At 59.3% G+C, this 18,927-nt stretch carries 17 protein-coding genes; 12 read left to right on the top strand and 5 right to left on the bottom strand.

Annotated elements, in window-relative coordinates; translation table 11 throughout:
* Positions 1-123 precede the first annotated feature (123 nt).
* From V6R85_RS14505 to V6R85_RS14485, 5 genes are all read left to right on the top strand, one after another.
* A complete protein-coding gene (locus V6R85_RS14505; protein ID WP_060727386.1) occupies positions 124-1,074 on the top strand; it encodes a phosphoribosylaminoimidazolesuccinocarboxamide synthase in 951 nt (316 codons plus the stop codon).
* A 2-nt stretch (positions 1,075-1,076) separates the two neighbouring features.
* Entirely contained in the window at positions 1,077-1,736 is a 660-nt protein-coding gene (locus V6R85_RS14500) for a TetR/AcrR family transcriptional regulator (protein WP_035213668.1), read from the top strand.
* 199 nt (positions 1,737-1,935) lie between these two features.
* Positions 1,936-3,138, top strand: a complete 1,203-nt coding sequence (locus V6R85_RS14495) for an efflux RND transporter periplasmic adaptor subunit (RefSeq protein WP_060725455.1) — start codon at positions 1,936-1,938, stop codon at positions 3,136-3,138.
* Between the two features lie 54 nt (positions 3,139-3,192).
* Positions 3,193-6,282, top strand: a complete 3,090-nt coding sequence (locus V6R85_RS14490; RefSeq protein WP_060727384.1) for an efflux RND transporter permease subunit — start codon at positions 3,193-3,195, stop codon at positions 6,280-6,282.
* Between the two features lie 149 nt (positions 6,283-6,431).
* Positions 6,432-7,874 carry an efflux transporter outer membrane subunit gene (locus V6R85_RS14485; protein ID WP_111834679.1) on the top strand — a complete coding sequence of 481 codons (1,443 nt, stop codon included), beginning with the start codon at positions 6,432-6,434 and terminating at the stop codon, positions 7,872-7,874.
* Between the two features lie 114 nt (positions 7,875-7,988).
* On the opposite strand, the gene efp is transcribed toward V6R85_RS14485, so the two are convergent.
* A complete protein-coding gene (gene efp, locus V6R85_RS14480) occupies positions 7,989-8,558 on the bottom strand; it encodes an elongation factor P (RefSeq protein WP_003504809.1) in 570 nt (189 codons plus the stop codon).
* A 251-nt stretch (positions 8,559-8,809) separates the two neighbouring features.
* On the opposite strand from efp, the gene epmA reads away from it, so the two are divergent.
* The 3 genes from epmA (at position 8,810) to V6R85_RS14465 (ending at position 11,505) form a co-directional block, all read left to right on the top strand.
* Positions 8,810-9,874 carry an EF-P lysine aminoacylase EpmA gene (epmA, locus tag V6R85_RS14475; RefSeq protein WP_111834678.1) on the top strand — a complete coding sequence of 355 codons (1,065 nt, stop codon included), beginning with the start codon at positions 8,810-8,812 and terminating at the stop codon, positions 9,872-9,874.
* A complete protein-coding gene (locus V6R85_RS14470; RefSeq protein ID WP_111834677.1) occupies positions 9,871-10,935 on the top strand; it encodes a lysine-2,3-aminomutase-like protein in 1,065 nt (354 codons plus the stop codon). The genes epmA and V6R85_RS14470 overlap by 4 nt, the downstream gene beginning before the upstream one ends.
* A gap of 378 nt (positions 10,936-11,313) precedes the next feature.
* Positions 11,314-11,505 (top strand): hypothetical protein, encoded by a 192-nt coding sequence (locus V6R85_RS14465; RefSeq protein ID WP_003492264.1) that lies wholly within the window; start codon positions 11,314-11,316, stop codon positions 11,503-11,505.
* 378 nt (positions 11,506-11,883) lie between these two features.
* On the opposite strand, the gene V6R85_RS14460 is transcribed toward V6R85_RS14465, so the two are convergent.
* Both V6R85_RS14460 and V6R85_RS14455 read right to left on the bottom strand, forming a co-directional pair.
* On the bottom strand, positions 11,884-12,120 hold the full coding sequence (locus V6R85_RS14460; protein WP_003504815.1) for an Lrp/AsnC ligand binding domain-containing protein: 237 nt from the start codon (positions 12,118-12,120) through the stop codon (positions 11,884-11,886).
* Positions 12,121-12,223: 103 nt separating this feature from the next.
* Positions 12,224-13,150 carry a LysR family transcriptional regulator gene (locus V6R85_RS14455; RefSeq protein WP_080866448.1) on the bottom strand — a complete coding sequence of 309 codons (927 nt, stop codon included), beginning with the start codon at positions 13,148-13,150 and terminating at the stop codon, positions 12,224-12,226.
* A gap of 130 nt (positions 13,151-13,280) precedes the next feature.
* On the opposite strand from V6R85_RS14455, the gene V6R85_RS14450 reads away from it, so the two are divergent.
* The 4 genes from V6R85_RS14450 to modC all read left to right on the top strand — a co-directional run bounded on the left by V6R85_RS14450 (position 13,281) and on the right by modC (position 17,507).
* Positions 13,281-14,564, top strand: a complete 1,284-nt coding sequence (locus tag V6R85_RS14450; protein ID WP_111834676.1) for an NAD(P)/FAD-dependent oxidoreductase — start codon at positions 13,281-13,283, stop codon at positions 14,562-14,564.
* Between the two features lie 317 nt (positions 14,565-14,881).
* Complete coding sequence (gene modA, locus V6R85_RS14445) at positions 14,882-15,673, top strand: molybdate ABC transporter substrate-binding protein (RefSeq protein WP_099085859.1); 792 nt, start codon at positions 14,882-14,884, stop codon at positions 15,671-15,673.
* A gap of 53 nt (positions 15,674-15,726) precedes the next feature.
* Complete coding sequence (modB, locus tag V6R85_RS14440) at positions 15,727-16,434, top strand: molybdate ABC transporter permease subunit (RefSeq protein WP_099085858.1); 708 nt, start codon at positions 15,727-15,729, stop codon at positions 16,432-16,434.
* Positions 16,431-17,507, top strand: coding sequence for a molybdenum ABC transporter ATP-binding protein (modC, locus tag V6R85_RS14435; RefSeq protein WP_111834675.1), 1,077 nt, complete (start codon positions 16,431-16,433; stop codon positions 17,505-17,507). The genes modB and modC overlap by 4 nt, the downstream gene beginning before the upstream one ends.
* On the opposite strand, the gene V6R85_RS14430 is transcribed toward modC, so the two are convergent.
* Positions 17,476-17,871 carry a winged helix-turn-helix domain-containing protein gene (locus tag V6R85_RS14430; RefSeq protein ID WP_087745042.1) on the bottom strand — a complete coding sequence of 132 codons (396 nt, stop codon included), beginning with the start codon at positions 17,869-17,871 and terminating at the stop codon, positions 17,476-17,478. The genes modC and V6R85_RS14430 overlap by 32 nt on opposite strands.
* Before the next feature lie 3 nt (positions 17,872-17,874).
* The gene (locus V6R85_RS14425; protein WP_111834674.1) at positions 17,875-18,879 is read right to left on the bottom strand and encodes a P1 family peptidase; all 1,005 of its coding nucleotides are present in this window, start codon (positions 18,877-18,879) and stop codon (positions 17,875-17,877) included.
* Positions 18,880-18,927 lie beyond the last annotated feature (48 nt).

Genomic DNA, 18,927 nt, shown 5'->3' with positions numbered 1-18,927 from the left:
GAAAGGACAGTCTTTATGTCGCGACTGGCCCTGTTCCAGGAAACATGCAATAGGAACGGACGAGAGTTTCAGAAGACTTGGGGCGTCTCACGTCCCCTTTTAAAGCCAAGAATTGGAGAGCCCGTGCGCATTCTCGATGAAGCCGTCATTCCCGAGCTGCCGAATTACTACCGTGGCAAGGTGCGGGAAAACTACGATCTGCCGGACGGCAACCGTATCATCATATCCACCGACCGCCTCAGCGCCTTCGACCGTATTCTCACCTGCATACCTTATAAGGGACAGGTCCTGACCCAGACGGCCCGCTACTGGTTCGAAAAGACAAAGGACATCTGCCCCAATCATGTGGTCAGCTATCCTGACCCAAATGTCGTCATCGGCAAAAGACTTGAGATATTGCCGGTCGAGGTGGTGGTTCGCGGTTATCTGGCCGGCACGACAGGCACGTCGATCCTGACCCTTTATAAGAAGGGCGAGCGGCAGATGTACGGCATGAGCCTTCCTGACGGGATGCAGGACAACCAGATTCTGCCCGAACCGGTGATCACGCCCACAAGCAAGGCCTTCGATGGCGGCCACGACGAGCCACTGACACCGACCGAGATTGTGGAGAAGAAACTCCTGACACAGGAGCAATGGGACACGCTTTCCCGTTACGCGCTGGCGCTGTTCAAGCGCGGGCAGGAAATTGCCGCAAAGCAGGGCCTCATTCTCGTCGACACGAAATATGAATTCGGAACGGATGAAAACGGCACCATCATCCTGGCCGACGAGATCCACACACCTGATAGCAGCCGCTACTGGATGGCTGGCAGCTATGAGGAAAGCTTTCGCAACGGCACCCGGCCGGCGAGCTTCGACAAGGATTTCGTGAGAGCCTGGGTTGCCGAACGCTGCGACCCTTATAAGGATGACGTTCCCGAAATTCCGCAGGATCTCGTCTTGCAGACCTCGAAGGTCTATATTGATGCTTACGAACGCATCACCGGACAGAGCTTCGTTCCCGACGATAGCGGCGAGACGCCGCTTGCAAGAGTACGCCGGAATCTGGAGCCGTTCTTCCCCGGAGTCTGACCGTGAGCAAAATGATCGAACAGGCGAGAAAGGGCGACAGGAAGAGTGACCGTCCTGTCAGGCGCCGGCCTCGCCGTTCCGCCGAGGAAACCCGGCGGGACATTCTCGCCAAAGCGGAAGAGCTTTTCCGGGAGCGTGGTTTCAATGCGGTGGCGATTGCCGATATCGCCTCAGCGCTTGGCATGTCTCCCGCCAATGTCTTCAAGAATTTCAGCTCGAAAAACGCGCTCGTCGACGCCCTTGGCTTCGAACAGATCGGCGCTTTCGAACGGCAGATCTGTCCACTCGACAAAAGCCATGCACCGCTTTCCAGATTGCGCCATCTAGCGCGCAACCTGATGGAGCAGCACCACCAGGATCTCAATAAAAATCCCTACGTCTTCGAAATGATCCTGATGACCGCCAAGCAGGACATGAAGTGCGGAGACTATTATAAATCCGTCATCGTTAAATTGCTGGCCGAAATCATTCAGGACGGCGTCGAGGCCGGAATCTACACCGCCACCGATATCCCTCCTCTGGCGGAGACCGTGCTCCACGCGCTGACCAGCGTCATCCACCCCGTCCTCATTGCGCGGGAAGATATCGGCAATTTGGCAACACGTTGCGATCAACTCGTCGATTTAATCGACGCGGGATTGCGCAATCCGCTTGCTAAGTGACGATTCCCAATTTACGTCACCTTCTCGCAATTGCTTGCGAAGCGCAAAAGCCTGCGCTTCTATGCGCGTGGCGGTCCGGACAAAATGAGCGAATCGGGTCCCTTCCAAGGCCTTCGCCTGTCGTGTCTGTTTCCGGACGCGCATCCGCCGAGCGACATTGCGCTTATAGTTAAATGCGAGCGATACGCAGGGAAGAACAATGAGCCGACGTATTTTACCCCTATTTGCTTCTCTGTGTGTAACCGCGCTTCTGGCGGGCTGCAGCGATGGCGGCGAGAGCGGCCAGACCGCCGGCCAGACTGCAGAGCGTCCTCCGTCTCCGGTCAGCGTCATCCTGATGAAGACCAGCGAATATCCCCTGACCACCGTTCTGCCCGGCCGCGCCAGCGCGTTCCAGACAGCCGAAATCCGGCCGCGCGTCACCGGCATCATCCGCGAAATTCCTTTCAAGGAAGGCAGCGAGGTCAAGCAGGGCGACGTTCTCTACCAGATCGAGGACAATACCTATCTGGCGGAAGTGGCGCAGGCCAAGGCTAACGTGGCGAAGGCGGAAGCAAGCATTCCAAGCGCCCAGGCGAACCTTGCCCGTTACGAACGCCTGGTCAACAGCGGTGCGACGCAGATCGAATATGAAAATGCCAAGGTGACGCTGCTGCAGGCGCAAGCCGACGTGGCACAGACCAAGGCAGCGCTGGAAACGGCCGAGATCAATCTCGATCTCACCAAGGTCCGGGCCCCCTTCGACGGCATTACCAGCGCGACCGCCTTCAGCATCGGTAACGTGGTGACGGCGAACCAGACGACGGCGTTGACAACGCTGCGCCGCATCGATCCGATCTATATCGACCTGATGGAATCCAGCATCAATCTCCTGCGTCTGAAAAAGGCGATCTCGTCGGGTCAGCTTGGCGGCGACACGAAGGAGACCGGCATTCACCTGACGCTGGAAGACGGCACCGAATACAAGCATGACGGCAAGATTGATATGTCGGACATGGCGGTGAGCGAAACGACGGGCACCTTCTCCATCCGCGCCCTCTTCGACAACCCTGATGATCTTCTGCTTCCCGGCACCTATGTTCGCGCCACGCTGACGATCGGCAAGGAAAAAGGTTTCCGCATTCCGCAGCGCGCAGCGAGCCGGAACGCCAATGGCGAACTGACCGCAAAATTCGTGACCGCGGAAAACAAGGTGGAAACCCGCACCTTCCCGTCCAGCCAGCAGTCGGGCAACGCCTGGCTGGTGACGGAAAATGTCAAGGATGGCGACAAGCTCATCGTCGACGGCTTCCAGTGGATTGCCGACGGCGCAACGGTTGCGCCAGTTGAAGTGACCATTGACGATCGCGGTATCGTCGTTCTGCCGCAGCAAGCTCCGCCTGCCGCCGCCCCCTCGAAATAAGCATGAGCACGAAACCCCTTGGTCGAAGCTCGTAAAAGGTAAGGCAGGACTGCCATGGCCCATTTCTTCATCAGGCGCCCCGTGTTTGCATGGGTTATCGCCATCGTCATCATGCTGGGCGGCGCCCTTGCGATCTGGACGCTTTCCATTTCGCAATATCCCGATATTGCGCCGACAACGGTGCGTGTCAGTGCGACCTATAACGGCGCCAGCGCCGAAACCGTCGAGAAATCGGTGACGACCATCATCGAGGACGGCATGACCGGCCTCGACGACCTCACCTATATGACCTCGTCGTCCTCGACCGGCAGCGCCGAAGTGACGCTGACCTTCGGCAACAGCATCCTGCCAGACATTGCGCAGGTTCAGGTGCAGAACAAGCTGCAGCTTGTCCAGTCGCAATTGCCCGATACCGTGCAGCAGCGGGGTATCCAGGTCAGCCGCTCGACATCGAGTATCCTGATGGTTGGCGCGCTGATCTCGACCGACGGCAAGCGCAATTCGGCCGATCTCGGCGACGTATTCTCCTCGCGTGTCGAAGACCAGATCAAGCGCCTCGAAGGCGTGGGCAGCATCAACGTGTTCGGCTCCGAATATGCGATGCGTATCTGGCTGGATCCGTTCAAGCTCAACAAATACCAGCTGACCACCGCCGACGTCACCAGCGCCATCGAAAGCCAGAATACCCAGGTTTCGGTCGGCTCGCTCGGCGCCGTGCCCGCGGTCAAGGGCCAGCAGCTCAATGTGACGGTGACGGCGCAGAGCCAGCTCACCACGGTTGCCGATTTCGAATCCGTCATCCTGAAAGTCGAAAAGGATGGCGCGACGGTTCGCCTCAGCGACGTGGCGCGCATCGAAATCGGCCAGGAAACCTATGGCGGCGATTCCCGATCCAACGGCCGTCCGTCCGCCGGTTTCGCAGTCAACCTTGCCACGGGTGCAAACGCGCTCGACACGGCGGCACGCGTGAAAGCGGCTCTGACAAATGTCGAGGGTTCGCTGCCCGAGGGCGTTTCGATTGAATACCCCTATGACACGACGCCGTTTGTGAAGCTGTCGATCGAGAAAGTGGTGCATACGCTGATCGAGGCGATCATCCTCGTCTTCGTCGTGCTTCTGGTGTTCCTGCAGAATCTGAGAGCCACCTTCATTCCGATGATCGCCGTTCCGGTCGTGCTTCTCGGCACCTTCGGCGTTCTCGCGCTCACCGGGTATTCCATCAATACGCTCACCATGTTCGCCATGGTTCTCGCCATCGGCCTCCTCGTCGACGACGCCATCGTCGTTGTCGAAAACGTCGAGCGCATCATGTCGGAAGAGGGCTTGTCACCGGTCGAGGCGACCGAAAAGTCGATGGGCGAGATCACCGGTGCGATCATCGGCATCGCGCTCGTGCTCACCGCCGTGTTCATTCCGATGGCTTTCTTCGGCGGATCGACGGGCATCATCTACCGCCAGTTCTCGATCACCATCGTTTCGGCCATGCTGCTTTCGGCCGTTGTCGCGATCGTGCTGACGCCCGCGCTTTGCGCCACCATGCTGAAGCCGATCGATCATCACAAGAAGCAGCGCGGACCGGGCGCGTGGTTCAACCGCGGCTTCGGCAAGACGACGGATGGCTACGTGTCCTCCATCGGTTATCTGCTGAAACGGCCCCTGCGCGTGATGATCATCTTCGCGATCGTGATCGGCGGCTGCGCCTGGTTCTTTTCAAAGCTGCCAAGCTCTTTCCTGCCGCAGGAAGACCAGGGCGTGCTGCTGACGATCATCCAGACGCCGACCGGGTCGAATATCGAGCGAACCAACGAGGTGGTGAAGCAGGTCGAAAACTACTTCCGCGAAAAAGAAGCCAACAATGTCGAATCTGTTTTCGGCGTGCTCGGCTTCAGTTTCAGCGGTTCGGGCCAGAACAACGCTATCGTCTTCACCAAGCTCAAGGATTTCGCCGAAAGAACCGCGCCCGATCAGCATGCCGGCGCCATCGTGCAGCGTGCGATGGGCACCTTCTTCGGCTTCCGCGATGCTCAGGTGTTCCCGCTTCTGCCGCCGGCCATTCAGGGCATGGGCACATCGAGCGGTTTCTCGATGTATCTCGTGGATAGCGGCCGCAACGGCACCGACGCATTGACCGCCACGTCCAAGGAGCTGATCGCGCTCGCGACCAGCAATCCGAAGATCAGTTCGCTTCGAAGCGACAGCCAGGACAATGAAACGCAGATGAAGATCGTTCTCGATCAGGAAAAGATGGGAGCCATGGGGGTCGATCTCTCCTCCGTGAACCTCATGCTGTCCACGATCTTTGCCGGCCGGGATGTCAATGACTTCACTCTGAACGGCGAGTTGAAGCCCGTTTATGTCCAGGGTGACGCACCCTACCGCATGCAGCCGGACGACCTGAAATTCTGGTACGCCCGCAATACCAGCGGCGAGATGGTGCCTTTCTCTTCCTTCAGCGAAGTGAAATGGATCAATGCGCCGCCGTCTCTCGCCCGCTTCAACGGTACAGGCGCGATCTCGCTCGAAGGCACCGCCGGCGCAGGCGTTGCATCCGGTGACGCGATGGACGAGATGGAACGCCTGACGGCAAGCCTGCCGGGCGGTTACACCGTCGCGTGGCAGGGCATTTCCTATCAGGAGCGCCTCTCCGGCTCGCAGGCGCCGATGCTCTATGCACTGTCGGTACTGATCGTCTTCCTTTGCCTTGCCGCCCTTTATGAAAGCTGGTCCATCCCCTTCTCGGTCATCATGGCCGTGCCAGTGGGCGTTCTCGGCGCATTGACCGCGGCGCATTTCTTCGGCCAGTCGAACGACGTCTACTTCAAGGTGGGCCTTCTGACGACCATCGGCCTTGCGGCGAAAAATGCGATCCTGATCGTTGAGTTCGCCAAGGAGAGACAGGAGCACGGACTGAGCCTGATGGAAGCGACGCTGGAGGCGGCGAAGCTGCGCCTGCGTCCGATCATTATGACGTCGCTGGCCTTCATCCTCGGCGTTGTGCCTCTCGCGATCGCAACCGGAGCGGGTTCCGCCGCGCAAAATGCAATCGGTATCGGGGTCCTGGGTGGTATGCTTTCTGCAACACTGCTCGGAATTTTCTTCGTTCCGTCCTTTTTCGTCATCATTCGTCGCCTTTCAAGGCGTTAACAAAACAAAAATGGGCTGTGCCAACCGTTAATACGCTGCTAGAAATGTTGCCGATTTGGCAAATGCACGTTTCTACGGCATATCGATCGCGCAGCCCATTTGTCAGCAAGCCGCGCTCGGTAAGCCAACCAGAGAATTGGGAAAATTACATGCTGTCTATTCGCGCTACCCTTCCCCTGACAATGCTGCTGCTCTCAGGCTGTGTTGTTGGACCCGACCACAAGACGCCGGAAATCCAATTGCCGGGAAAGTTTGCGGAAGCCGGAAAAACCAGTAATGGCGACATCAGCGGCGTTGCATGGTGGACGGCCTTTAACGACAACCGCCTGAACGGTTACGTCTCCACCGGCCTCGCGCAGAACCTCACCGTGATGCAGGCGATCGAACGCATCAATCAGGCGCAGGCCCAGGTGATCGTTGACGGCGCTGGCGGCCTGCCGAGCCTGACGGGCAGCGGTAGCCACACGACCAGCCAGACCAAGGGCAGCTACCGTGACGTTCCCGTCACCAACGTGTCCAGCGGCAGCCTCAGCGTTTCGTGGTTCCTCGACCTCTTCGGCCGCTACCGCCGGGCGACGGAAAGCGCGGATGCATCGCTCGATGCCGCTTACTCCACCGTCGACGTGCAGCGCCTGACGCTGATTTCGTCCGTCGCCGCCGCCTATATCGACGTGCGCTATTATCAGGAGCGCCTGGCGATTGCCCGCCAGAACCTGGGTTCACGCCGCGAAACGCTCGATCTGACCAAGCTGCAGCTCGAAGCGGGTGCGGCCTCGCGTCTCGATGTCGTCCAGTCCGAAGGTCTGGTCAATTCCACGCTGTCGCAGATACCTGGCCTCGAAACCAGCTTCCGCAAGGCAGCGCACCGCATCGCGACCCTGCTTGGCATGCCGGCCTCGTCGCTCATCGCCGAGCTGCAGAAGGGCGCACGCCAGCCTGTTGCGCGCGCAGTTCCCCGCACCGGTATCCCGGCCGACCTGATCCGCAACCGTCCGGACATCCGCGTCGCTGAACGCAATCTCGCCGCTGCGGTCGCCACGATCGGTGTAACCGAGGCGCAGCTTTATCCAAGCATCGAGCTTGGTGGAGCGATCACGCCGAGCTACAATTTCCTGAGTGGCGGCGGCAGGGGAACTGCCAATAGCTGGTCCTTCGGTCCGAGCCTCACGCTCCCGATCCTCGATGGCGGCAGACTCCGCGCCAATGTCGACATCGCCAACTCACAGGCACGCGAACAATATCTCGTCTGGAAGGCGACCGTTCTCAATGCGGTGGAAGAAGTCGAAAACGCCCTGGCCGCCATCAATCGCGACCAGCGTACCGTTGACGCGCTGAGAAAGACCGTTGCCTCCTACCAGGAAGCGCTGCAGCTCTCCACCGCCAGCTATCGTGATGGTGCCTCGTCTCTGCTCGATGTTCTGGATGCCCAGCGCTCGGTATCGGATGCGCAGGCAAACCTTGCCACGGCGATCCAGACGACCGCGCAGGATTATGTCTCGCTTAACGTGGCTCTCGGTGGCGGTTATGCCGTTGGCCAGCCTGCCCCGAAGAAGTCCGCCGGCCCGACCGTGGCCGCCGCGAAGGGCATGTAAGCACGGCCCAAAATAGCAAACAAAAAGCCCGCGTCTTTCGATGCGGGCTTTTTGTTATTCAAGGCACAAAAAAGCACCGGTCACCCGGTGCTTTTTTTCAGCCCGTCATCAGGCTCAGTTCTTGGCGCGCTCGACGTAGGAATTGTCTTCCGTCGCGATGACCACGCGAATGCCGGCATCGATATGCGGCGGCACCATGGTGCGGATGCCGTTGGAGAGGATAGCCGGCTTGTAGGAGGAAGAAGCCGTCTGGCCCTTCACGACCGGTTCGGTCTCCGTGATCTCAAGCGTGACGTGACGCGGCAGTTCAACGGCCAGCGGATTGCCTTCATGGATGGAAAGAATGCAGGTCATGCCTTCCTGCAGATAGGCTTTCTGATCGCCCATCGTCTCGGCATCAACAACGACCTGGTCGTAGTTCTCAGGGTTCATGAAGTGGAAGCCTTCGCCATCTTCATAAAGGAACTGGAAGTTCAGGTCTTCAACGAAAGCGCGCTCGACCTGCTCGGTGGTGCGCCAGCGCTCGGAGACCTTCACGCCGTCAACGATGCGGCGCATGTCCACCTGCGTGACCGGCGTGCCCTTGCCGGGGTGAAAGTTCTGCGCGGTGAGAACGACGTAAAGCTTGCCGTCCACGTCGAGAACATTGCCCTTGCGGACGGATGAGGCGATAACCTTGACCATATGACTTCCTTGTAACTCGATGAAATGCGTCGTAAAGGACTGCGCGGCAGCACCGGCCCCGGCAGACGTTTTGTCTTTTTTCTGGGGCGCAACTACCTTAAATCCGCACGAATTGCCAGCCTTCTACAGCAATTCCCGGAAGAGTGCCTAGCGGTTTTCCGCCCGGAATTGCTTTAAATGACGCGATCAGGCGTTTTGCGGACCATTTCTCCGCAACTGAGCGCCGCAGAGAAGACGGAAAAGAACTGAGAATGCGCGCAAGCAACCAGACAATGTCGCCATGGTGGACGCCTGACGTCCACGCGGACCGCCGCGCGTTTCTCATTGGGCGCAACGCGATCCAGTCGGCTTTTCGCAGCTATTTCGCCAGCGCCGATTTTCTTGAGGTCGATACCGCGACATTGCAGATCTCCCCCGGCAATGAGGCGCATCTGCATGCTTTCGCCACGCAAGGCCTGACGCCGGCCGGCGACGCCGCGCCGCTTTATCTGCACACCTCGCCGGAATTTGCCTGCAAGAAGCTGCTCGCCGCCGGTGAAAAACGCATCACCTGTTTTGCGCATGTTTACAGAAACCGGGAGAGAGGCCCCCTGCACCACCCGGAATTCACCATGCTGGAATGGTACCGGGTCGGCGAAACCTATGGGAGCCTGATGAAGGATAGCGCCAATCTTCTGGCGCTGGCAGCTGAAACCGCAAAGACGAAGAATTTCACCTATCGCGGCCGCAGCGTCGATCCGTTTCTCGAACCGGAGCGGGTAAGCGTCGCCGAAGCCTTCGAGCGATATGCCGGTGTGGATCTGCTGGCCACCATCAGCCGAAACGGCGAAACCGACAGCCGCCATCTTGCCGCGAGCCTCACCAATGCCGGCATTCGCGTGGCCGCTGACGATACCTGGGCGGATATGTTCAGCCGCGTCATCGTGGAGCGGGTGGAACCGGAACTAGGTTTCGGCAGGGCAACCATTCTCGACGAATATCCCACCTGCGAAGCAGCCCTTGCCCGCAAGTCCCCCGGGGATGCGCGGGTGGCGGAGCGTTTCGAACTTTATGCCTGCGGCGTTGAACTCGCCAATGCCTTCGGCGAATTGACCGACGCGGCCGAGCAGAGACGGCGTTTCGAAATGGAAATGGCCGAGAAGCAGCGCATTTACGGCGAAACCTATCCGCTGGACGAGGATTTTCTGGCCGCGCTCGCCATCATGCCGCCGGCAAGCGGCATAGCACTCGGTTTCGATCGGCTGGTGATGCTGGCAACCGGCGCACCGCGTATCGACCTCGTCATGTGGGCCCCAGTCGCGGAATATGGACGATGACAGGGCTTGAGACCATCAAGACACCCGAAGCGCTTCTCGAAGCGGGGCTGATTGAAGCCGAAGCGCTGGAGAACCTGCGCGCGGTGACGCAGCGTTACGCGCTCGCCATCACGCCGTCGATTGCCGGGCTGATCGATAGCCGCGACCCGCAGGATCCCATTGCCCGGCAATTCGTGCCGGATGCGGCCGAACTCGTTCACCTTCCCGAAGAACGGGACGACCCGATTGGCGACGACGCGCACAGCCCCGTCCACGGCATCGTTCACCGGTATCCCGACCGGGTTCTTTTAAAGGCAGTACATGTCTGCCCCGTCTATTGCCGCTTCTGTTTCCGCCGGGAAATGGTCGGACCGCAGGGCAATGGCATGATGAGCCCGGCGGAACTTGACGCCGCATTCGACTATATAAAAGCGAACCCCGCCATCTGGGAGGTCATCCTGACCGGTGGCGATCCGCTGGTGCTTTCCCCGCGGCGCCTGTCTGACCTGATGACGCGCCTGAAAGACATACCGCATGTGAAGATCGTCCGGTTCCATACCCGCGTGCCGGTGGTCGATCCCGACCGCATCGACGCATCATTGATCGATGCGCTGAAGGCCAGCGGCAAAACCACCTATGTGGCCCTGCACGCCAATCATTCCCGAGAACTCAGCGAAGCCGCAAGGCACGCTTCGGCACGCCTGATTGATGCCGGCATCGCCATGGTCAGCCAGACCGTACTTTTGAAAGGCATCAATGACGACCCGGCAGTTCTTGCCGAGTTGATGCGCGCCTTTGTCGAGACCCGTATCAAGCCCTATTACCTGCATCATCCCGATCTTGCGCCCGGCACCAGCCATTTCCGGCTGACGATCGACGAGGGCCAGCGAATCGTTTCGGCGTTACGCGGAAATGTCTCCGGGCTTTGCCAGCCGACCTATGTTCTCGACATTCCCGGCGGTCACGGCAAGGCCGCTATCGGCCGAAATGCGGCAGAAAAGACCCGCGATGGCTGTTATTCCGTTTCCGATTTCAACGGAAACGATCATATTTACCCACCGCCCGCCACCGGCGACAATTAAAAAAAACATAAAAAGCCCGCTGCGCCGGGCTTTTCGCGGCGGCCTCGAACGAAAACAAAAATTTCACAATTCCGCCCCTCTCCTGTCATCATAAAGAAAAATATTCTACCTATAACAATCAGCATTGATTTTAGTGCTGGTCTGGATTATCAGTGTGGAACTGGAGAACGAGTCTCCTGATTCTGGGCCAACACCAATACAGGGAGTGTGTCATGTCAAAACATATCAACATTAACGCAATCCTTGGTCTTGAGTCCTGGAATGCTGGATTTAAATCCACGTGTTCCCGCTGCTGTCGAATGTGACCTGACGGTCTCAATTTCCTGAAAATCAGTTCGACAACATGCTGTGTTTATTAGCCACAGCGGGAGTATATCTATGCAGAAGCAAGTTATTGAATTCGCTGGCGAACCCGTCGGCATCGTCATCCCGGATAACGACCGGTTGAAGTTCATCGCGGTGAAGTTCCACGTTCACGACCTGGACGAACAGAAGTTCGACAGCGCCGACGACGTGCGGATTGCGATCCGCGATCTCGTGCGCAACCGGAATCTGGCCGCGGTCGCCTGATGCGGGAAAACTTTCGACCGCTCACACAACCCTCAAAACCAGAGCGCGCCAAATATCAGCCCCCCAAAACGCGGGCCGATGGCGCGCTTTTCCTTTGCCTGACAGCTCGCCAGCCTGCAGTCGCGCTGGCCATGCATTGCGCATCAGAGCGCTCTGCGCGGAACTGAAGTCCAAAAATCCGGATTCGAACGGAATGCCGGACGCCAGGCGCAATACCTCTTAAAGCCGCACCTCAATTCATCCCTGTACGCATCACAAGAACCTAGCCGGCCGCAAGTCTTTGGACCGAAAAGGCTCTTCCTGCCATGCGCGCGCACCTCCACCCTATTACGGGCAGCAGGCGTTTGAGGCCGGATGGACGACAATCTTCAAAAGTCTTCAGAATGCGGTAAAAGTCAGCGTCGTCAGCGAGCGCACGATTCCTGGAATATTGACAATGTTCTGGTTGATGAACTTGCCGATATCTTCTTCCTGCGGCAGGTAGACTTTCAGCAGCAGATCATATTCACCGCTGGTGGAATAAAGCTCGGAAACCAGTTCCGTTTTATAGATGGCATCGGCGACATCATAGGTCTTGCCGGGCTCACATTGAAGCTGAACAAAAATGGGCTTCACGGACATCTCCCGTATTTGAACTTTCGGTGCATGGCTGCTCGTGCCACGCGTCATGGCGCACTATTGGCTGAGCTGCGTCCGTCTTGCAAGACCGGTCACCGGATTACGCCGAAAACTCGCCCGTCCTGCCGTTCGTCCCAATTGCGGCCTCGGAAACGATCCACCGGCGAAAACTCTCGAGCGGTGCATAACCGGCGCGATCCGGCATGCAGGCGAGATAATAGGCTTCCTCGCTCTCCACTTCGCCCGCGACAGCCGCGACCAGGCGACCGCTTCGCAGCTCCTCCTCGATCATGAAAGAAGGAATGAGCGACGCCCCGACGCCTGCGCTCGCCGCCTCGGCAATCGTCGTGAACTGATCAAAAAGCATGCCATGCACATTGTCGAAACGAACCTCGTGGCCGCGAAACCATTGTTCCCAGGCATCCGGCCGGGTCGTCATGTGCAGCAACGGCACCTGCAGCAGATCATCAGGCCTTGAAAGTCCGTGTCGTTCCTTGAAGGCCGGGCTGCAGACCGGAATGACCTTTTCATGCATCAGGAAAACCAGCTCGGTGCCCGGCCAATGCGGCAATCCGAAATGGATCGCCGCATCAACAGTGTCCGTGCGGAAATCGAAAAGCGATGATCGCGTCAGAAGATTGACCGAAACGCCCGGGTGTCTGGCAATGAAATCGGGAAGACGCGGCACCAGCCAGCGCGTGCCGAAGCTCGGCAGAATCCCGAGATTGAGCGTGCCGCCATCGGGATTGGCGCGCAGGTTGAGCGAGGCCGTCGATATACGCCGCAAGGCCTCGCGGATTTCCCGCGCATAACCCTCTCCAGCCCTTGTCAGCCGTATCGTCTGCCGCTCACGCAGGAATAGCGCCATGCCAAGCTGCTCTTCAAGCGCCAGAATTTGGCGGCTGACCGCACCCTGCGTCAGCCCCAGCTCCCTCGCCGCGGCGGTGACGCTACCCGTGCGCGAAGCGGCTTCGAAAGCCGCCAGCAGCGAGAGTGACGGCAGAAATCGGCGGGGCGGCAGAACCATATTCCCTCATGGAATGAACTCTTGACGATATGTCGATATTCAACAGGTGCGACCGCTTGTAAAGTCTCATAAACAAGGGCTTGTCACTCATACGAAAAACAAATGAACTGGCCCGGAACATGGTGGAACGATGTATAACGACCCCCGCTCGCACGGCCTCTGGGAAAAGACCGCGCCGCAACCGCCCGTAACGCCTGCCCTGCAGGGCGCAGCAGTTGCCGATGTCGTCGTCGTCGGAGGTGGTTTCACTGGACAATCCGCCGCCCTTCATCTTGCCGAATGCGGTGTGGATGTCGTTCTTCTCGAAGCAAAGGAAATCGGCTTCGGCGGCGCCGGCCGCAATGTCGGCCTCATCAATGGCGGCATGTGGGTCATGCCGAAAGAACTGCCCGGCGTGCTGGGTACAACTTACGGCGAACGGCTTCTCGATCTTCTGGGCAATGCGCCCCTCCTCGTTCGCGAACTGGTGGAGAAACACGCAATTCCCTGCGAAATCGAAAAAAACGGTACGCTCCATTGCGCAGTCGGCGAAAAGGGGCTCGTCGAAATCCGCGAGCGCTGCGAACAATGGGCTGCAAGAGGCGCGCCCGTCCGCATTCTCGATGCCGAGGAGACAGCGAGACGCACCGGCAGCACGACCTATTCCGGTGCGCTTCTGGATACACGCGCCGGCACGATCCAGCCGCTCGCTTATGTTCGAGGCCTTGCCGCCGCCGCCCGGAAAGCGGGTGCACGTCTGCACACCGAAAGCCCCGTGGTAGCGACCGAACGCAGCAATGGAAAATGGGTGGTGAAGACGCCGCAGGGGTCTGTAACCGCCAGCTGGATCGTTGTGGCCACCGAAGCCTACAGCACCGGACCGTGGCAGATAGTTCGCGATGAGCAGATCTACCTGCCCTATTTCAACTTCGCGACCAGACCGCTGGGCGACAACCTGCAAAAAAGCATCCTGCCCGGCCGTGAGGGCTGCTGGGATACGAAGGAAATTCTCTCCTCCTTCCGCATGGACAAAGCGGGCCGGTTGGTCTTTGGCAGCGTCGGCGCCCTGCGCGGCACCGGGACCGCCATTCATCGCGCCTGGGCGAAACGCTCGCTGAAGCGGCTTTTCCCGCAGCTCGGCGATACGGAGTTCGAATGTGAATGGTATGGCCAGATCGGCATGACCGACAATGCCGTGCCACGGTTTCATAAATTCGCGGAGAACGTCGTCGGCTTTTCAGGTTATAACGGCCGCGGCATTGCGCCGGGCACGGCCTTCGGCAAGGTGATCGCGCAGCATATTCTCGGTGAGATTGCTGAAGCCGAATTGCCGCTGCCTGTGACGGAGCCGAAAGCGCAGGCTTTCCGGGCGGTGAAGGAAGCCTATTACGAGGCAGGCGCACAGATTGCCCATTTCGCCGGCGAGCGTTTTTGATCGGACTTACAGTGCACGACACAAACGTTCGGGGCCGATGCCTCATTGCGACGTTTGCCGCTTTCGGGTGTGCTCACCGTCCCTCATCCCTGTGCTTGTCACAGGAATACAGCCAACCCAAGTCCTTGGGCGGAAAAGACTCTCACGCTGCACAGACGCACATCTGCTGGATTCCTGTGACAAGCTCATGAATGAGGTAGGGGAAGCCCGCCATGGGCTTTTTCCTACCCCAGCGATATATCCTTGAAAATATAATGATTGCCCTATAGGCCTATCGATATATTCATAGGAATATATAGAACCGGGGGTAACATACCATGAGACTTTTGCGTCGCAGCTTTTTCAAAACCATCGCCGCAGCCACATCCCTCTGGATGGCGGCCTCCTTTGCGGCCGTTCCGGCCCATGCCGCCGAAAAAGTCACGGTGTTTGCCGCCGCGAGCATGAAAAACGCCCTCGACGCCATCAACGCCGAATGGGCGAAGGACAGCGGTAACGAGGTAACCGTTTCTTATGCCGCAAGCTCTGCGCTGGCCAAGCAGATCGAGCAGGGCGCACCGGCGGATATCTTCATTTCCGCCGACCTTGCATGGATGGACTATGTTGCCGACAAGAAGCTGATAAACGCTGACAGCCGGTCCAATCTTCTCGGCAACCGCATCGTTCTCGTCGCTCCCGCAGACAAGGCAAAGCCGGTCGAAATCAAGCAGGGCTTCGATCTTGCCGCTCTGGTGGGCGACGGTCGTCTGGCGATGGGCGCGGTTGATTCCGTACCAGCGGGCAAATACGGCAAGGCCGCTCTGGAAAAACTCGGCGTCTGGTCGTCTGTTGAACAAAAGGTCGCCGGCGCGGAAAGCGTGCGTGCCGCGCTGCTGCTCGTCTCGCGCGGCGAAGCCCCCTATGGCATCGTCTACCAGACCGACGCCGCCGCCGATCCCGGCGTGAAGATCGTCGGCACCTTCCCGGAAGACAGCCATCCGCCGATCATCTATCCCGTCGCCGTTCTCGCGGAGGCAAAATCGCCGGCAGCAAAAGCCTATCTGGATTTCCTGAAATCCGAAAAGGCGACGCCTTTCTTCGAAAAGCAAGGCTTTACCGTTTTGAAATAAACTGCCTTTCGTGAGCCCAGCATATTGGCCGCGAGAGATGACGATTGCAGGATATGACATTGCATTGGTGGACACTCAGCCCTGAAGAATGGACGGCAATCAGGCTCAGCCTGTGGGTGTCCTCCATCGCCATGCTCGCCAGCCTGCCTTTCGGCATTGCGATTGCCGTGGCGCTGGCGCGCGGCCGCTTCTGGGGCAAGTCGCTGCTCAACGGCATCGTCCACCTTCCGCTCATCCTGCCGCCCGTCGTCACCGGCTTTCTGCTGCTCGTCCTGTTCGGTCGCAGGGGGCCAATCGGGCAATTTCTCGATAGCTGGTTCGGCATCGTCTTTTCTTTCCGCTGGACAGGAGCCGCGCTCGCCTGCGCCGTCATGGCCTTTCCCCTGATGGTGCGTTCCATCCGCCTCTCCATCGAAGCGGTGGACCGCAAGCTGGAGGAAGCGGCGGGCACATTGGGGGCAAGCCCGTTCTGGGTGTTCCTCACTGTCACGCTTCCCCTGACATTGCCTGGCATCATCGCCGGCATGATCCTGGCTTTCGCCAAGGCCATGGGCGAATTCGGCGCGACCATCACCTTCGTTTCCAATATTCCCGGTGAAACCCAGACACTCTCCGCCGCCATCTATACCTTCACCCAAGTTCCAGGCGGGGATGCCGGCGCATTGCGGCTGACCATAGTCTCGGTCGTGATTTCCATGCTCGCGTTGCTCGTCTCGGAATTTCTGGCCCGCATCATCGGCAAACGGGTGAGCATGGAATGACGCTTTCGGTCACCACCCGCCATCGCCTCGGTTCCTTCGAACTCGATGCGTCATTCATCTCCGAAGGCGGCGTCACCGCGCTGTTCGGGCGCTCCGGTTCCGGCAAGACCTCGATGATCCGTATCATAGCAGGCCTGCTGCGGCCGGATGAGGGACAGGTTTTGCTGGATGGGGAGGTGCTGGCCGATAGCGAAAAGCGACTGTTCGTGCCGGCCCATAAACGCCGTTTCGGTTATGTCTTTCAGGAAGCGCGGCTTTTCCCACATCTCAGCGTGGCGCAAAACCTGCACTACGGCAGCTGGTTCACCGCAGACAAAACGAAGGTCGCGCAGGAAGACCATATCATCGACATGCTCGGTATCGGCCATCTCTTGCAGCGACGTCCGAACAAACTCTCGGGCGGCGAAAAACAGCGCGTCGCCATCGGCCGCGCCCTGCTTTCTTCCCCCAGACTGCTGCTGATGGACGAACCGCTCGCCTCGCTGGACGAGCAGCGGAAAGCCGAAATCATTCCTTATCTCGAACGGCTGCGCGACGAGACGAAAATCCCTGTTGTCTATGTCAGCCACTCCATTCAGGAGGTCGCCCGCCTCGCAGACCGCATCGTGGTGATGAAAGACGGCAAGGTGGAAGCGCAGGGAAAAGCAGCCGAAGTGCTGGCGAGACCGGATTTCAGCATGCATCTCGAACGGCGCGAGGCAGGCAGCATTCTTTCCGGGCACATTGAAAGCTTTGATGAGTGGCACGGACTTGCCGCCGTGAGGCTAAAGACCATGCTGCTCCATGTGCCGGCAAAAAGGGGAACATCCGACAGCCCGGCACGCGTGCTTATACCGGCGCGCGATGTGATGCTGGCAACCATAAAGCCCGAAGGCTTGAGCGCCCTCAACATTCTCGAGGGCCGTGTTGCGACTGTTTCGGCCAGTGAAGACGGCATGGTCACGGTTCAGGTGGATTGTGGCGGTGACATCATCCAGTCGCGCATCACCGACCTCTCCCGCGAGAGGCTGCAGCTGGAACCCGGAAAACCGGTGCATGCGATCATAAAGTCGGCGGCTCTTGATCCCTATTGAGGGCCGCATCGGGATTGCGGCTGGCCTCCAACCAGTCGATATCCGCGCGCAAGGCCTCGTTCATCCGCTTTTGCATGCCGCGATAGCGTTCCAGCAATTCGGCGCCGAAAGCGGTCAGCGCCGCACCGCCGCCCTGTTTGCCGCCGCGCTGTGATTCAATAACCGGTTGCCGGAACATATGGTTCAGCGCATCCACCAGCAGCCATGCGCGACGATAGGACATGTCCATCGCCCGCCCCGCGGCGGAGATGGAACCCGTTTCGGCAATCAGCTCCATCAATTCGATCTTGCCGTGCCCGAGACGCTCTCCGGGCGGAAAATCGATACGAAGAACAGGTTTCAGTGGAGGGAGAGCCTTACTCATCGTTCAAAGGCTCCGTCCATGAAGATCGCGATAGGCCTTTTGCGGTCCATCCACCGGCAAGGCCGTCGCCTCATAGACGCCACGCGCCACCGCGCGCGCCATCACGATGGTGCCAAGATGGCAAAGTTCGGCGAAATGAACGCCGCCCTCAAGCGGCTTTTCACCGGTTGAGGCCGCAAACATGGTGTCGCCGTCACTCGGCAGATGGGCGGGCAGAACGGCGCGCGCCAGCCCGTCATGCGCCATGATGGAAAGGCGATGCGCCTGCGCCTTAGTGAGCGCGGCATCCGTCACCACCGCACCGATGGTCGTTGCCGTGAGATTGACCCCCTTGAGCCGCAGCGCGGTGTGATCCGGCTCGAAATGAGCAGGAAAACCGCGATCGCCGTATTCACCCTGCACTTCAAAAGGCGCGGACCAGAAATGGCGGCTCGTTCCAACCGTTGCGGAGCCGAGCGCATTGACGGCAACGATGGCCGCCACCTTGTAACCGCCGGAACTGACGGCGCTTGCGGAGCCGAGCCCGCCCTTGAAGGTGGCGGTCGTCGCACCCGTTCCAGCCCCGGCTGTCCCAAGCTCGAAGGGCATCGCACGCGCCGCCTCGAAGGCTGCATATCCCATCTCGCGGTAGGGCGAATGCAGACCCCAATCCTTGTCACCGCCATTCAGCAGATCCATCAGGATCGCCTGCGGCACGATGGGAACGCGGGTGGACCCCACCTGCAGCCCCCGCCCGATCTCGCGCAACCCGGCCTGAACGCCGCCCGCCGCATCCAGCCCGAAGGCGGAACCACCTGACAGCACGAAGGCATCCACCGTTTCCACCGTCATCACCGGGTCGAGCAGGCCGGTATCACGCCCGCCCGGCGCACCGCCCAAAACAGAGCCGGAAGCAATGGCGGGCTTTTCGAAAACAATCGCCGTAACACCGGAGCCGAGGGAAAGATCGGTGACATTGCCGACCGAAACGCCGTCAATATCCGTCAGAAGATTGGTGAGTGCCGCCATGCCGTTTCCCTTTTTTCCCGGTATCCCGCCACCATCAGGCACTGTCAA

The organism is Agrobacterium sp. CCNWLW32 (genome assembly GCF_037083425.1).
GTDB classification, from domain to species: domain Bacteria; phylum Pseudomonadota; class Alphaproteobacteria; order Rhizobiales; family Rhizobiaceae; genus Agrobacterium; species Agrobacterium radiobacter.
Note: the sequence above shows the minus strand (reverse complement) of the source record. Positions and strands in the feature narration are given on the sequence as shown.